General features: G+C 72.4%; 9 protein-coding genes. 3 read left to right on the top strand and 6 right to left on the bottom strand.

The window, feature by feature from the left end; genetic code table 11:
* Positions 1–23: 23 nt before the first annotated feature.
* Both hrpB and AB0K08_RS05795 read right to left on the bottom strand, forming a co-directional pair.
* Positions 24–2,657 carry an ATP-dependent helicase HrpB gene (gene hrpB, locus AB0K08_RS05790; protein WP_363352541.1) on the bottom strand — a complete coding sequence of 878 codons (2,634 nt, stop codon included), beginning with the start codon at positions 2,655–2,657 and terminating at the stop codon, positions 24–26.
* Positions 2,658–2,685: 28 nt separating this feature from the next.
* On the bottom strand, positions 2,686–3,606 hold the full coding sequence (locus AB0K08_RS05795) for an SDR family oxidoreductase (RefSeq protein WP_363352542.1): 921 nt from the start codon (positions 3,604–3,606) through the stop codon (positions 2,686–2,688).
* Positions 3,607–3,693: 87 nt separating this feature from the next.
* On the opposite strand from AB0K08_RS05795, the gene AB0K08_RS05800 reads away from it, so the two are divergent.
* The 3 genes from AB0K08_RS05800 to AB0K08_RS05810 are packed head-to-tail and all read left to right on the top strand — an operon-like array spanning position 3,694 to position 8,255.
* Positions 3,694–4,683: an NAD(P)-dependent oxidoreductase gene (locus AB0K08_RS05800; RefSeq protein WP_363352544.1), complete on the top strand. Its 990-nt coding sequence runs from the start codon at positions 3,694–3,696 to the stop codon at positions 4,681–4,683.
* Positions 4,684–4,719: 36 nt separating this feature from the next.
* A complete protein-coding gene (gene glsA / locus AB0K08_RS05805; RefSeq protein WP_363352545.1) occupies positions 4,720–6,711 on the top strand; it encodes a glutaminase A in 1,992 nt (663 codons plus the stop codon).
* 41 nt (positions 6,712–6,752) lie between these two features.
* Positions 6,753–8,255 carry an APC family permease gene (locus tag AB0K08_RS05810; RefSeq protein ID WP_363352546.1) on the top strand — a complete coding sequence of 501 codons (1,503 nt, stop codon included), beginning with the start codon at positions 6,753–6,755 and terminating at the stop codon, positions 8,253–8,255.
* A 126-nt stretch (positions 8,256–8,381) separates the two neighbouring features.
* Here AB0K08_RS05810 and AB0K08_RS05815 read toward each other — a convergent pair whose 3' ends face one another.
* From AB0K08_RS05815 to AB0K08_RS05830, 4 genes are all read right to left on the bottom strand, one after another.
* A complete protein-coding gene (locus AB0K08_RS05815) occupies positions 8,382–10,604 on the bottom strand; it encodes an NADP-dependent isocitrate dehydrogenase (RefSeq protein ID WP_363352547.1) in 2,223 nt (740 codons plus the stop codon).
* 150 nt (positions 10,605–10,754) lie between these two features.
* Positions 10,755–12,131 carry a magnesium transporter gene (mgtE, locus tag AB0K08_RS05820; RefSeq protein ID WP_363352548.1) on the bottom strand — a complete coding sequence of 459 codons (1,377 nt, stop codon included), beginning with the start codon at positions 12,129–12,131 and terminating at the stop codon, positions 10,755–10,757.
* Between the two features lie 57 nt (positions 12,132–12,188).
* The gene (purH, locus tag AB0K08_RS05825; protein ID WP_363352549.1) at positions 12,189–13,871 is read right to left on the bottom strand and encodes a bifunctional phosphoribosylaminoimidazolecarboxamide formyltransferase/IMP cyclohydrolase; all 1,683 of its coding nucleotides are present in this window, start codon (positions 13,869–13,871) and stop codon (positions 12,189–12,191) included.
* 77 nt (positions 13,872–13,948) lie between these two features.
* Complete coding sequence (locus AB0K08_RS05830; protein ID WP_363352550.1) at positions 13,949–15,490, bottom strand: CYTH and CHAD domain-containing protein; 1,542 nt, start codon at positions 15,488–15,490, stop codon at positions 13,949–13,951.
* Positions 15,491–15,641 lie beyond the last annotated feature (151 nt).

Genomic DNA, 15,641 nt, shown 5'->3' on the forward strand with positions numbered 1-15,641 from the left:
TCAACAGCGACCCGCCCGTCCGCCTACCGGCGGGTCGTGGTCCTCGCGGTGGCCGGCGCGCTCCAGGGGTCCTCCGGCCACGGATGCTTGGGGTACCGTCCCCGCATCTCGGCCCGGACCTGGGCATACGGACCCGACCAGAAGGAGGCCAGGTCTGCCGTCACCGCGAGCGGGCGGCCCGCCGGGGACAACAGGTGGAAGACCACCGGCACCCGGCCGCCCACCAGCCGCGGGGTCTCGGCCAGCCCGAAGCACTCCTGCAGCTTCACCGCCACCACCGGGTCGGACCCGGCACCCACCGCCGGATAGTCGATCCGTGCGGTGCGCCCGCTCGGCACCGGCAGCCGCTCCGGCACGAGCTCGTCGAGACGCGCGGCATCGGGCCACGGCAGCAGCCGGCGCAGGGCCGAGGCCAGGTCCAGCGAACCCGCCCGGGCCCCGCCTGCCAGCTTCTCCACCTCGGGTGCCAGCCACCGGTCCCAGTCTGCGGCGAGCGCCGCGGAGGAGACGTCCGGCCACGGCTCCCCGAGCATCCGGTGCAACAGGTCCAGCCGGCGGCGCAGCCCGTCCGCCCCCGGCGCGGCCTCGGGGTCCAACCCGAGCTCCTCCGGCCCGCGCTCGGCCAGCAGGCGCACGACGGCGGCCCGGCCGGCCACGCGCTCGGGCGCCACGGGCGTCTCGGTCAGGAGGATGGCGCCGAGGACGCGTCGCGAACGGCCGACGACGCGTCCGATCACCCGGCCACCCTGCCGCTCCGCCTGCCAGTCTGCCGTGGACTCCTCGCGATACAGCGGCCCGGCCAGCCGCACCGCCAGTGCCTCGGTCACGGGTGCGGCGGCCCGGATCACGGCGCCGGTGCCCGCGGCCGCCGGGCCGTCGGCACGGGACACCTCGGCCACCGCCAACCAGTCGGTCCCGGCCAGCGGGCTGCCCGGTGGCAGGGCGGCGCGCGTCCCGGAGGCCAGCAGGTACACCCCGTCCCCCCGGTGCCGGGCCAGCCGTTCGGGCCACGCGAGCCCGACGACGGCCCCCACCTCGGCCTCCCGCGGCACCGCGTCCTGTGGCACGGTGTCCCCGGCCAGCCGTTCGAGGCGCTGGGCCTCCCGGCGCCACCGCGCCTCCCCCTCATGACGCCCCTGACCCAGCCGCGCCAGGGCCACCGTCAGGTCGGCTCCCTCGGCACGCACGTCCCCGGAGACCAGGGCGACCACCTCGGCGGCGGCCCGGGCACCCACCAGCCGGCCGCCGTCGAGCAGGGCGCGGGCGAGCCGCGGCTCGGCGGGGATGGCGGCCAGGCGGCGCCCGTGGTCGGTGGCCCGCCCCGCGGGGTCGATCGCGTCCAGAGCCGTGAGGGTCTGCAGGGCCTCCGCCAGCGCCGCCGGCGGCAACGGCTCCGGCAGCACCAACCCCGCGCCGGCCGGCGCGCCCCAGCAGGCCAGCACGAGCGCGGCACCGGTGAGGTCGGCGACGGCGGCCGCGGGCGTCGGGTGGGCCGGCGCGGCCCCGTAGGTGGTGCGGTCATAGCAGCGCACCACCGTGCCGGGTCCGAGGCGCCCGGCGCGGCCGGCCCGTTGCTCGGCGGAGGCCTGGGCGCAGGCCACCGTGACCAGGCCGGTCATGCCGCGGGCGGCGTCCCGCCGGGGCTCGCGGGCCAGGCCGGAATCCACGACCAGACGCACCCCGGGCACCGTCAGCGAGGACTCGGCCAGGGAGGTGGACACGATGATCCGGGGCGGATCGGTCGGCCCCTGCCGGCCCCCGATCGCGCGGTCCTGTTCGGCCGGCGGCAACTGGCCGTGCAGGGCCAGCACCTCGGTGCCCGGGGCCAGGGACCTCAGCCGGGACGCCACGTCGGTGACCTCGCGGGCCCCGGGCACGAAGACCAGGGCATCCGTGTCCGGCTCGGTGGCCAGCACCTCGGTGTGCGCCTGCGCCGCGCTGCGTGCCACGTGGTCCAGGAACGGGCGGGTCACGCCACGCAGGTCCTGTCGGCGGCCCGCGGCCGGGCGGTACCGGACCTCGACGGGGTGCAGGGCGGAGGGGCAGTCCACCACCGTGGCGGGCCCGGGGCGGCCGGTGCCCTCGCCCAGCCGGGCGGCGAACCGCTCGGCGTCCAGGGTGGCGGACATGGCCACCAGCAGCATCTCGGGCCTGAGCTGGGCGACCTCCCCGAGCATGCCGAAGAGCAGGTCGGTCTCCAGGTCCCGTTCGTGCACCTCGTCCAGGATCACGGCGCCCGTCCCGGGCAGCTCCGGATCGGCGAGCAGGCGGTTGACGAGCACGCCCGGCGTCACGAACTCCACGAGCGTCTCGGGCCCGGTCCTCCGCTCTCCCCGCACCACGTAGCCGGAGCGCCCCCCGGTGCCGGATCCGTCCAGGGCCGCGAGCCGGCGGGCGGCCGCGCGGGCCGCGACCCGGCGCGGCTGGGTGACCACGGCCTTGCCGCCCGTCCCGGAGCCCGCTGCCAGCAGGTTCGCCGCCGCCGGGGGGACGAGGGTGGTCTTGCCGGTGCCGGGCGGAGCCTGCACCACGGCCAGACGCTCGGCGGAGAGTGTCCGGCGCAGTTCCGGCAACGAGGAGGCGAAGACCAGCCCCGCCCCCAGTCGATCGAGGTCGAAGGGGACGGCCCCGGCACCGGACCTGACAGAGGAGCTCATCCCTCCATTGTGGCCCCCACGGTGACGCTCACGGCGTGGGTGTGCCCCCGTTGGCATTGAGGGTGTCACCCGTGATGTAGCTGGACTCCCCGGAGGCCAGGAACACATAGGCGGGGGCCATCTCGACCGGCTGGCCGGCCCGGCCCAGCGGGGTGTTGTGCCCGAACACCGGCAGCTTGCCCTTGGGCTGGCCCTCCGAGACCTGCAGGACCGTCCACACGGGGCCGGGCGCCACGGCGTTGACCCGGATCCCCCGCGGGGCCACCTGCTGGGCCAGCCCCTTGGTGAAGTTGTTGATCGCCGCCTTGGTGGCCGCATAGTCCAGGATCATCGGGTTCGGCTCATAGGCCTGGACCGAGGTGGTGTTGATGATCGTCGAGCCGGGTCCCATGTGCCTCAGGGCGGATCGGCAGAGCGTGAACATCGACTTGATGTTGATCTGGAACGTCTCGTCGACCTGCTCGTCGCTCAGCTCCTCCAGCGTCTCGTTGATCACCTGCTTGCCGGCGTTGTTGACCAGGATGTCCAGGCCGCCGAGCTGATCGGCCGCCGCGTCCACGACCCCCTCCCGGTAGGCCCGGTCCATCAGGTCCCCCGGGAGCGCGACCGCGGTGCGGCCGGCCTCCTCGACGGCCTGCACCACGCGCCGGGCGTCCTCCTCCTCGGCCGGCAGGTAAGCGATGGCCACATCCGCACCCTCCCGGGCGAAGGCGATCGCCACGGCGGCACCGATGCCGGAGTCCCCGCCTGTGACGAGGGCCTTGCGGCCGCGGAGCCGGCCGAGTCCCGCATAGGACTCCAGGCCGATGTCCGGCACCGGCTCCGTCCTCACGTCCAGTCCCGGCTCGGGCTGGTCCTGCTCCGGCGGGGAGACCTTCGGATGCCGGGTGGTCGGGTCGTCTGCGGCCAGCTGGGCGTCGTGGGATGGGTTCTTCGAGTCCTTGTCCATGACACCGAGCCTAGAAAGTCCTCGGGGCGGACAGCAAGGCGTGAGGTCCACCCGCCCGGTGAGCACGGGTTGTGACAGCATGGCGGCATGACTGATGCGACGAAACGCCCCGACCGGGTGCTGTTCTACCCGCCGGCCGACACCCGCTCCGATGGCCCCTACCGCGAGGCCCATGCCGAGCCGGCCCAGGCGACGGCCGACGTCGGCGGTGTGGTGGTGCCCAACGACGCCCAGACGCCCTACGGGGACGGCAGCGCCACCGCCCTGGTGATGGTGTTCCCCGTCCCGGTGGACGAGGTGCGTGCCCTGCTGGCGGCCAACCCGGGGATCAGCTGGGTGCAGCTGCCGTTCGCCGGAATCGAACGCTACGTCCCCACGATGCGGGAACACCGGGAGATCACCTGGACCTCGGCGAAGGGGGTGTATGCCCCGCCCGTGGCCGAACACGCCCTCACCCTGACCCTGGCCCTGCTGCGGGACCTGCCCGAACGCGTGCGGGCCACGAGCTGGGGGGCCGGCGGCGGGACCACCCTCAACGGCCTGCACGCCGTGGTGCTCGGCGGGGGCGGGATCGCCCGGGAGTACCTGCGGCTGCTGAAGACCTGGGACACGACGGTCACCATGGTGCGGCGCTCGGCGGGCGAGGTGCCCGGCGCCGACCGCACCGTCACCCAGGACCAGTTGGACGAGGTCCTGCCCGGCGCGGACGTGGTGATGGTCGCCGCCGCGGCCACCGACGAGACGCGCGGGATGATCGGCGCCCGCCAGCTGGAGCTGATGGACGGACGCGCCATCCTCGTGAACATCGCCCGCGGCACCCTGGTGGACACGGACGCCCTGGTGCAGGCGCTGGCGGCCCGGTCCATCCGCGCGGCCGGCCTGGACGTCACGGATCCAGAGCCGCTGCCGGACGGACATCCGCTCTGGGACGAGCCGCGGTGCCTCATCACCCCCCACACGGCCGACACCCCTGAGATGTGCATCCCGTTGATCAACGCCCGGACGGTCCGCAACCTCTCCGCCCGGGCCGCCGGTCAACCCCTGGAGGGACGGGTGGACGCCGACGCCGGGTACTGACCGGGACCGGGCGTCCGGTCCCCTTAGGCTGGGGGTATGAGATCCCCCGTGCAGGAGTACCTCGACCGGCTGGTCGAGCAGATCCGCCCCGTCGACGAGGGCACCACCTACCAGGCCGTCCCCTCGGCAGCGGCCATGGACCGCTCCCTGTTCGGCCTCGCCCTGACCACGGTGGAGGGACACGGCTACGCGGCCGGGGACGCCGACCACGCCTTCTCCCTGCAGTCGATCTCCAAGGCCCTCACCTACGGCCTGGCCCTGGAGGACCTCGGGCCGGCGAAGGTGCAGGAGAAGATCGACGTGGAGCCCTCCGGGGACCCGTTCAACGAGATCTCGCTGCAGGCCGGCACGGGCCGCCCGGACAACCCGATGATCAACGCCGGGGCCATCGCCACCACCTCGCTCATCAAGGGCCGGGGTGGGCGTGACCGGATCGGCCGGATCCTCAACACCTTCTCCGACGCCGCCGGACGGGATCTCAAGGTCTCCGACTCCGTGTTCAAGGCCGAGGACAAGGCGGGGCACCGCAACCGGGCCCTGGCGTGGCTACTGCGCTCCTTCGGGATCCTGGAGTCCGATCCCGAGCCCACCGTGCAGGACTACTTCCGCCAGTGCTCCATCATGGTCACCGCGAAGGACCTGTCCATGATCGCCGCCACCCTCGCGAACCAGGGCGTGAACCCGGCCACCGGGGAGCGCGTCTTCTCCCCCCGGGTGGTCCGCTGGGTGCTGTCCGTGATGTCCACGTGCGGTATGTACGACGACGCCGGCACCTGGGCCATCGAGATCGGCCTGCCGGCCAAGTCCGGCGTGGGCGGCGGCCTGCTCGTGGTGGTCCCCGGCCAGATGGGCGTGGGCGTGTTCTCCCCGCCCCTGGACGAGCACGGCACCTCCGTGCGCGGCAGCCTGGCCATCGCGCAGATCACCCAGGACTTCGGCCTGCACTACGGCGACGTGCCGCCGCTGGGCCGGTCCACCGTGCGGGCCCGCTACGACCTCTCCGAGGCCCCCTCCTCCGTGCCCCGCAGCGTGGAGGCCCTGCAGGTCCTCGAGAAGCACGGCCACCAGTGCCGCATCATCGAGGTGGGCGGGGACATCGGCTTCGCCGAGGCCGAGACCCTGACGCGCGCCGCCGTGGAGCTGGACGAGTCCGTCCGCACCCTCGTGGTGGACGTGCGCAAGGTGGACGATTTCGGCACGGCCGCCGCCCGGTTGCTCACCCACGTGGTGCGGAACTTCCTGGCCGGCGGCCGGGACATCATCCTGCTGGATGACGACGAGGCCCTGACCCGCTCCCTGCTGGACCACGCCGCCGCATCCGAGGACGGGGCCCTGCCGGACGCGCTGCCGGAGACCGCCACCTGGCCCTCCTCCGGCCCCACCCCGGACGGGTCGCCCACCGCGGATGACGCCCACACCCGGGATGCCGCGGTCTATGACCTGGCCCCCACCGAACCGCACCTGGACGACGTGGAGGCGGCCGACGTCGGGCCCGAATTCCGGTTGTTCCTCTCCCGGTCCCTCGCGCTGGAGTGGATCGAACAGCGGCTGCTGGCGTTCCACGCCCCCGAATTGGTGCCCACGGGCAGCCAGGAGCCCACCCGGTCCCCCCTGCTGGAGATGCTCACCGACGAGGACGCCAGCACCCTGGCCGCGTTCATGGAATCGCGGACCTACCGGGCCGGGCAGGTCATCCGCCGCACGGGCCAGCCGTTCGGCGGGATCTACTTCATCACCGCCGGCCAGGTCGAGCTCATGGGGCAGGGCTCCGGCGGGCGCCGCTACCGGCAGGCGTATCTCTCCCCCGGCATGATCTTCGGCGAGATCGCGCTCGGCCAGGCCGGGCGCCAGGTCACGACCGTCCGGGCGGTCGGCCCGGTGACCACACGGGTGCTGACCGCCCAGGTGATCTCCGCGCTGGAGGAGTCGGACCCCCAGCTGGCCATCAAGCTCTGGTCCGCGCTGGCCCGGGACGCCTACACCTCCGTGGAGCAGATGAGCCGGGAGTCCGGGGCCCGCTACGAGTAGGGCATTGACCCCGTCCGGCGGCCGGGTCCACACTTCCCACCATGAGCACCACCGGCACGGACTTCCACAGCGCCCCGGCTGACGGCGGGGAGGGGGAGCTCAAGCGCGTCCTCGGACCCAAGCTGCTGCTGCTGTTCATCGTCGGCGACGTGCTCGGCGCGGGCATCTACGCCGTCACGGGCGAGATGGCGGGCCTGGTGGGTGGCATCCTCTGGCTGCCCTTCCTGCTGGCGTTCACGGTGGCCACCATGACGGCGTTCTCCTACCTCGAGCTCGTCACCCACTACCCCCAGGCCGCCGGTGCGGCGCTCTACACGCACAAGGCCTTCGGCATCCACTTCATCACGTTCCTGGTGGCCTTCGCCGTGGTCTGCTCCGGCATCACCAGCGCCTCGACCTCCGCCAACGTCCTGGCCCAGAACTTCTTCGGCGGCCTGGAGGTCAACGGCTGGGTGGAGTCGGTGGACCAGGGCGCCGTGACGGCCGTGGCCCTGGGCTTCATGGTCCTGCTCGCCCTGATCAACCTGCGGGGTGTGGGCGAGAGCATCAAGTTCAACGTCGTCCTGACCCTGGTGGAGGTCACGGCCCTGTGCATCGTGATCGGCGTGGGCTTCTTCGCCATGGCCGAGGGCGGATCGGACCTGAGCCAGATCTTCGTCTTCCAGGACAACAACGAGAAGGGCCTGTTCCTGGCGGTCACGGCCGCCACCTCGATCGCCTTCTTCGCCATGGTGGGCTTCGAGGACTCCGTGAACATGGTCGAGGAGACCAAGGACCCGGTGCGCATCTTCCCCCGGACCATGCTGACCGGCCTGGGGATCGCGGTGATCTTCTACATGCTGGTGGCCGTCTCGGCCGTGGCCGTGCTCTCCCCCACCGAACTCGCCCGGATCGGCGAGGCCGAGGGCCGGGCCCTGTTGGAGGTCGTGGCGAAGGGCTCGCCGGACTTCCCGGTGGACCGGGTCTTCCCGTTCCTGGCGGTCTTCGCCGTGGCCAACACCGCCCTGATCAACATGCTGATGGCCAGCCGGCTGGTCTACGGCATGGCCAAGCAGAACGTGCTGCCGCGGACCCTCGGCAAGGTGCTGCCCCACCGGCGCACGCCCTGGGTCGCCATCATCTTCACGACCCTGCTGGCCCTGTTCCTGATCTGGTACGTCACCAGCGACCCGGAGAGCAACATCGTCACGAACCTCTCCAGCACCACCGCGCTGCTGCTGCTGTGCGTCTTCGCCGTGGTGAACGTGGCGTGCATCGTGCTCCGGCGCCGCCGCGGGCCGGACGCCGAGCCCGGCCGGGCCTTCCACTCGCCGAAGGCGCTGCCCTACCTGGCGGCGGTCCTCGCTCTGTTCCTCGTGGGCCCCTGGGTGGACCGTGACCCCATGGTCTACCAGATCGCCGGCGGGCTCATGGTGCTCGGAATCCTGCTGTGGGTCGTCACCTACTTCATCAACAAGGCCGCGCACCGCCAACGGGGGGCACCGGTGGGCGACGTCAGGATCGGCGAGGACGACGACCTCCCGCCCCGGCCGCCGGGGCGCTGACCCGGGCTGGCTCGGGCTGACCCGGGCTGACACCCGCCGCACCGGCAGCTGAAGGTCAGAAGAGGCCCGTTCCGCCGGGATTCACCGGGAGAACGGGCCTCTGCTGACCGCTGGATGCAGGGGTGGTTACTTCGCCAGCTTCGCCACGATCGCGTTGAGGGTGGCCGAGGGACGCATGGCCTCGAAGACGCGGTCCTTGGACGGGCTGTAGTAGCCCTCGATGTCCACCGGGGCCCCCTGGACGGCGTTGAGCTCGTCCACGATCTGCTGCTCGTTCTCGGTCAGGTCCGCCGCGATCTGGGTGAACTTGGCGGCCAGCTCGGCGTCCTCGGTCTGGCGCGCCAGCTCCTGGGCCCAGTACATGCCCAGGTAGAAGTGCGAACCGCGGTTGTCGATCTCCCCGACCTTGCGGGACGGGCTGCGGCCCTCCTCGAGGAACGTGCCGGTGGCCCGGTCCAGAGTGTCCGCCAGCACCTGGGCGCGGGCGTTGCCGTGGGAGACGGCCTCGTGCTCGAAGGAGACGGCCAGGGCCAGGAACTCGCCGAGGGAGTCCCACCGCAGGTGGTTTTCCTCCACGAACTGCTGCACGTGCTTCGGTGCGGAGCCGCCGGCGCCGGTCTCGAACAGGCCGCCGCCGTTGATCAGCGGGACGATCGAGAGCATCTTGGCGGAGGTACCCAGCTCAAGGATCGGGAACAGGTCCGTCAGGTAGTCGCGCAGCACGTTGCCGGAGACCGAGATGGTGTCCTCGCCGCGGCGGATGCGCTCCAGGGTGAAGGCCGTGGCGGCCTCCGGGGCCATGATCTCCAGCTGCAGGCCGTCGGTGTCGTGCTCTTCGAGGTACTCGTTGACCTTGGCGATCAGGTTGGCGTCATGCGCACGGTTCTCGTCCAGCCAGAACACGGCCGGGGTCTGGGAGGCCCGGGCCCGGGTCACGGCCAGCTTGACCCAGTCACGCACCGGCACGTCCTTGGTCTGGCAGGCGCGCCAGATGTCCCCGGCCTGCACCGCGTGCTCGAGCAGCACGGCGCCGGAGCCGTCGACCACCTGGACGGTGCCGGCGGCCTCGAGGATGAAGGTCTTGTCATGGGAGCCGTACTCCTCGGCCTTCTGCGCCATCAGGCCCACGTTCGGGACGGTGCCCATGGTGGTCGGATCGAAGGCGCCGTTGGCCCGGCAGTCGTCGATGACCACCTGGTACACGCCGGCGTAGGAGGGGTCCGGGAGGACGGCCAGCGTGTCCTGCTCCTGGTCGTCCTTGTTCCACATGTGCCCGGAGGTGCGGATCATGGCCGGCATGGAGGCGTCCACGATCACGTCGGAGGGCACGTGAAGGTTGGTGATGCCCTTGTGGGAGTTCACCATGGCCAGGTCCGGGCCCTCGGCGTAGCCGGCCTCGATCTCGGCCTTCACGCCCTCGGCGACCTCCGGGTCCAGGGCGTCCAGCCCGGAGAGGATGGCGGCCAGGCCGTTGTTCGCGGACAGTCCGGCGGCGTCCAGCTGGGCACCGTACTTCCCGAACAGGGACGGGAAGAAGGCCTTGACCACGTGGCCGAAGATCACCGGGTCGGAGACCTTCATCATGGTGGCCTTGAGGTGCGTGGAGAACAGCACGCCCTCCTCCTTGGCCCGAGCGATCTGAGCGGCCAGGAACTCGTCCAGGGCCTGCGCGGACAGGAAGGTGCCGTCGACGATCTCACCGGCGAGCACCGGGAAGTCGTCCTTCAGCACGGTGGTCTCGCCGGAGCCGTCCACGAACTGGATGCGGATGGTGCCGTCTTCGGGGATGACCACGGACTTCTCGTTGTGGAAGAAGGCGTCGGCGTCCATGGTGGCCACGTTGGTCTTGGAGTCAGCGGACCAGGCGCCCATCGAGTGCGGGTGCTTCTGGGCGAAGTTCTTGACGGCCTTCGGCGCGCGGCGGTCCGAGTTGCCCTCGCGCAGGACGGGGTTCACGGCCGAGCCCTTGACGGAGTCGTAGCGGGCGCGGGCGTCCTTCTCCTCGGCGGTCTTCGGCTCATCCGGGTAGGCCGGCAGGGCGTAGCCGTCCGCCTGGAGCTCGGCCACGGCGGCCTTCAGCTGGGGCACGGAGGCCGAGATGTTCGGCAGCTTGATGACGTTGGCGTCATCGGACTTGACCAGTTCACCGAGCTCGGCCAGGGCGTCGTTGACCTTCTGGTCCGCCGGCAGCACCTCGTTGAAGGCGGCCAGGATGCGGTTCGCCAGGGAGATGTCCCGGGTCTCCATGCCCACCCCGGCCGTCGAGGCGAAGGCCTCCACGAGCGGTAGGAGCGAGCCGGTGGCCAGCATGGGAGCCTCGTCGGTATAGGTGTAGATGATCTTCGACATGAAGCGTGCGTCTCCTCGCAGGGCGCGCCGGTGGGCACGGCCCGAGTCGTGGTGATGGGTCAATCGGCCCCCAATCTACCGGAGCGGGCGGCCCGGACACCCATCGTGACCGGACCGGGCACCTCACCGGCCACTGTCACCGGCCGCCGCTCAGAGCCCCAGCACGGCGCGGGCGATGAAGAAGTAGAGGATCAGGCCCAGGGCATCCACCACCGTGGAGATGAACGGATTGGAGAAGACGGCCGGATCCACCCCGAGCCGCCGGGCGATGATCGGCATCATCGAGCCCACGGAGGCGGCCAGGGTGCAGATGGACAGCAGCGTCAGGCCGATCACGATCCCGATGGGCCAGGAGTAGATGAGTCCGGTGACCACCAGGCCGAGCGTGCCCAGCATGGCACCCAGGCTCAACCCGACCGCGAACTCCCGCCCCACCACCCGCAGGGTGTCCCCGGCCCGGACCTCGCCGAGGGCCAGGGCGCGGGTGACGGTGGTGGCGGCCTGGTTGCCGGTGTTGCCGCCGGTGCCGATGAGCAGGGGCACGAAGACGGTGAGGACCACCATCTCCTCCAGGGTCGACTCGAAGACCTCCAGCACCTGGACGGTGAGGGTCGCGCCCACGGCCAGGACCATCAGCCACACGATCCGTGACCTCACCAGCCGGCCCACGGACGTGCTGAGGTAGGGCTGGGCAAGGGGTTCGGAGCCACCCGACCGCGCGGCGTCCTCCGTCTCCTCCTCAGCCAGGATCCGGGTCGCATCCGCCAGGGTCAGGACCCCGACGATCCGGGCGGTCTCGTCGAGCACCGGCAGGGCCAGCAGGTCCTCGTCCAGGAGCCGGCGGGCCGCGGCCTCGTCGTCCTCGGTGGTCGCCACCGTCTCCAGGTCCGTCGACATCAGATCGACGACGCCGGCCCCCTCGGCTGCGCTGGCCAGGACCGTCAGCTCCACCATCCCGAGGAGTCGGTGCCCGGGCCCGACCACCGGCAGGCTCACCAGGCGGCGCAGGCGCCGCCGGGGGACCCCGGAGTCGCGTAGAGCCCGCAGGGCCGCGCCGGCGGTCATCTCAGGGCGGAGCTCGATGAGCACGGGGCCCATCCGGCGGCCGACGGACCCGGGAGGGTACCCCAGCACCCGGCCGGCGTCCGCCCGCTGGTCGCTGTCGAGCGTGCCGAGCAGCCGTTGGGCCACCTCGGCGGGGACGTCGTCGAGCAGCCGTGCCTGGCTTGAGGCCTGCAGCTGCGCGAACATGACCTGCACATCCTCATCCTGCAAGCCGTTGATCAGGTTCGACTGCTGGCGCGGCTCCAGCGCCGCGAAGACCTCGACGGCGACGGCCTTCTCCAGGAGCCGGAAGACCACGGCCAGGCTGCCGGGCTCCGTGCGGCCGAGGAACCGCCCGGCCTTGGCCGGGCTCAGGTGACGGAGCCCGTCCCGGGCCGCCTCGAGACGGTCCTGACGCAGATCGTGGCGGATCTGTGCCTCCAGGCGATGCGCCGGGCCGTCCTCGCGAACCCCCGGGGTCATCCGGTCCGGGCCTCGGTCTGGAAAGCCTCAGCCTGGGAAGCCTCGGCCTGGGAAGCCTCACCCATGGAAGAAGTGCCGGGCGCCGGTGAAGTACATGGTGATCCCGGCCTCCTCTGCGGCGGCCACCACGTCCTCGTCCCGGATGGATCCCCCCGGCTGGACCACGGCGCGCACCCCGGCGTCGAGGAGGATCTGAAGGCCGTCCGCGAACGGGAAGAACGCGTCCGAGGCGGCGACCGCCCCGCGGGCCCGCTCCGGGGCGCCGTCGCCCGAGACGTTCTCGGCGCCGCCGGCGGTGGTGATGCCGGCGCCCACCTCCTGCGCGCCGGTGGCCGCGGCCCCGAGGGTGTTGGCACGCTCCACGGCCAACCGGCAGGAGTCCAGGCGGTTGACCTGGCCCATGCCGATACCGACCGTCGCACCGCCGGAGGCCAGCAGCACGGCGTTGGACTTCGGGGCGCGCACGGCCCGCCAGGCGAAGGCGAGGTCCGCCAGGGTGGCCGGGTCGGCGGCCTCACCAGCGGCCAGGGTCCAGGTCTCGGGATCGTCCCCGGCCGCGTCCACCGCGTCGCGGGCCTGCAGCAGCATGCCACCGGAGACCTGCTTGAATTCCACGGAGTCCCGGGCGTACCCCTCGGGCAGCCGCAGCAGGCGGATGTTCTTCTTGGCGCTGAGGATCTCCAGGGCCTGAGGGGCGAAGGACGGGGCGATGACCACCTCGGTGAAGATGTCCTTGACGGCCTCGGCCATCCCCGCCGTGACTTCGCGGTTGGCGGCGATCACCCCACCGAAGGCGGACACGGGGTCGCAGGCGTGGGCCTTGCGGTGGGCCGCTGCGATCGCGTCCTGTTCGTCCTCCTGCGCCACGGCCACGCCGCAGGGGTTGGCGTGCTTGACGATGGCCACGGCCGGCGCCTCGAAGTCGAAGGCGGCGCGCAGGGCGGCGTCGGCATCGGCGTAGTTGTTGTAGCTCATGGGCTTGCCGTGCAGCAGCTCGGCCTGGGCGATCCCCGGGGCGGCCCCGTCCTCCACATAGAGCGCGGCCTTCTGGTGCGGGTTCTCCCCGTAGCGCAGGGTCTCGGCCCGCTCCAGGGTGACGCCGGCGTAGGGCGGGAAGAGATCCCCCTCGCCCTCGTCCTCGAACTGGGCGGCCGTCCAGGCCGCCACGGCGTTGTCATACGCGGCGGTGTGGGCGAAGGCCAGGGCCGCGAGCCGGCGTCGTGCCGTCAGCTCGAAACCGCCGGACTGAGCGGCGGAGACCACGTCGCCGTACCGGGCCGGGTCCACGACGACGGCCACGGACGGGTGGTTCTTGGCGGCGGCGCGCACCATGGACGGCCCGCCGATGTCGATCTGCTCGACGACCTCGTCCTGGCCCGCCCCGGAACGGACGGTGTCCACGAAGGGGTAGAGGTTCACCACCACGAGGTCGAAGGGCTGGATCTGCATCTGCTCCAGCTGGGCCACGTGGTCCTCGCGCCGGCGGTCGGCCAGGATCCCGGCGTGGACCAGGGGGTGCAGGGTCTTCACGCGGCCGTCCAGGCACTCCTGGAAGCCCGTCACCTCGGACACCTCGGTCACCGGCACCCCGGCCCCCGCGATCCGCTTCGCCGTGGATCCCGTGGAGACGATCTGCACGCCGGCGGCGTGCAGCCCCGTGGCCAACTCCTCCAGACCGGTCTTGTCGTAGACGGAGATCAGGGCCCGCTTGAGCGGGACACGGTCGAGCTGGATGGTCACGGGTGGGCTCCTGTGGGTCGGTGGGTGGTGCGCGTCCAGTGTATTCCCGGCCCGGGCGGACCCGCCCGGGATGACGGTCAGCCGTCCGAGGCGTCTGGACGGCCCGATCCGGCCAGCCGCGCCACCAGGGCCTCCGCCTCGGCCTCGGTCCGGGCCTGGAGGGCCAGCTCGGCGGCGAAGAGCACGCCGTAGCCGAAGGTGTCCTCGCCCCGGGCGGCGGCCCTCCTCGACGTGGTCAGCACGTGCTGTTGGAACAGCACCGAGTCCCGGTGCTCCCCCAGGACCTCCTGCAGCGCCTTGGCGGTCCTCATGCGGGCCGCCAGCTCGGTGCCGAGGTCCAGGCCCGTGGCATCCTGCACGGCCTTGACCGCGTAGCGCAGCCGCTTGGCCTCCTTCCGGACCCCGTGCATCCGCTCGAGGCGCTCCCCGGGGCCCTCTCCGGGGCCCTCTCCGGGCCCCACCGCGGCGGCGAGCGCCAGCACGGTGTCCACCTGGTCCGCGGCCAGCGGGACCATCGACTCGGCGGCGTCGGCCGCGTCCTGCGGGGGCAGGTCCGCGCGGAGCGGCACCTCGAGGGCGAAGGCGTCCAACCGGTCCAGGACCTCGGCGTACCACGCGCCGCGCATCCGCCTCAGCTGCCGGGCATGCGCTGTGGCATACCTCCGGGCCTGGGACCGCTGAAGCCGCTTGACGGCGCGCGCGTGGATCAGCACGGCCACCGGCCCCCCGCGTCCGCCGGGCAGGGCGCCGATCCTCTGCGCCACCTGGTCCCGCGCCACCTCGGCGTCCCGGGCCACGGACAGCAGCCGGCCCAGCTTCCTCAGGTCCTTCACCACGGCCCTGGTGGCCTCCGGGTCCAGCAGCGGCGCATAGGTCTGCAGGAGGGAACGCAGGGTGCGGCAGGCCACCCGGTACTGGTGCACCGAGTCCTCCACATCGCGCCGCACCAGCGGATCCCAGCCCTTGAGGACCTTCAGCTGGGCCCGCACCGTGGCGGTGAGGACCGAGCGCACGCCGAGGGAGCCGCCGTCGTGCCCTGTGGTGTTCCCGTGCCCCGCCAACGGGGCCTGCGGATCCAGCGGGTCCGCCGTGGGGCCGACCACCTTCTCCACCGTGGACCCGGCCGCGGAGACCCGCGCACCGGCGGTCTCGAGCAGCCGCCCGACGCCGTCCAAGAGTCCCTCGGCGCGGGCGTCGATCACCTCGACCGCCCATTCGCGCCAGTGCTGGACCCGGGACTCGGCGCGGAGGCCCACTGAGGCGGCCGCGACCCGGTCGTCGCTGACCTCCGCGAGCAGGTGGCCCTGCCCGTCCATCAGGTCCACCACGGTGCGCCGGGTGTTCAGCCGGGCGATCTGCGTCAGGGCCCGGCAGCGGGTGTGGACCCGGACGAGGTCCAGGATGCGGCTCGGCACGGTCAGGTCCGCCGCGTCGCCGGAACCCCGGGCGGACTGCATCGCGATCCGGCGGTCCCCCGTGCCGATCGTGACGTGCCAGCCGGCATCGGTGCCTCCGGTGCGGCGCCGCAGGGTGACGCCGTTGGCGGACAGGTCCCGGTCCGCGGTGTCGAAGTAGACGGTCTCCAGGGCCATCGGCGGGCGGTAGCGCACCCGGGCCACCCCGCCCACCCCGTCGAGGCGGGGCAGGGAGGCCTGCCCGTCGATGTCGTACGTCCGTATTGGGTATCTGCTTAGCTGAAGTTAGTCCGCAGATGCGGAAATGGAGAGTTCCCGGAGCGGTGTGGGATCGGTCTTCACGGCTTGCTGGAGC

Source organism: Citricoccus sp. NPDC055426 (genome assembly GCF_040677445.1).
In the GTDB taxonomy this organism is placed as follows: domain Bacteria; phylum Actinomycetota; class Actinomycetes; order Actinomycetales; family Micrococcaceae; genus Citricoccus.

Coding starts and splice junctions, on each gene's coding strand:
- hrpB (WP_363352541.1), bottom strand. CDS start 2,657: ATGAGCTCCTCTGTCAGGTCCGGTGCCGGGGCCGTCCCCTTCGACCTC.
- glsA (WP_363352545.1), top strand. CDS start 4,720: ATGAGATCCCCCGTGCAGGAGTACCTCGACCGGCTGGTCGAGCAGATC.
- mgtE (WP_363352548.1), bottom strand. CDS start 12,131: ATGACCCCGGGGGTTCGCGAGGACGGCCCGGCGCATCGCCTGGAGGCA.
- AB0K08_RS05800 (WP_363352544.1), top strand. CDS start 3,694: ATGACTGATGCGACGAAACGCCCCGACCGGGTGCTGTTCTACCCGCCG.
- AB0K08_RS05815 (WP_363352547.1), bottom strand. CDS start 10,604: ATGTCGAAGATCATCTACACCTATACCGACGAGGCTCCCATGCTGGCC.
- AB0K08_RS05795 (WP_363352542.1), bottom strand. CDS start 3,606: ATGGACAAGGACTCGAAGAACCCATCCCACGACGCCCAGCTGGCCGCA.
- AB0K08_RS05810 (WP_363352546.1), top strand. CDS start 6,753: ATGAGCACCACCGGCACGGACTTCCACAGCGCCCCGGCTGACGGCGGG.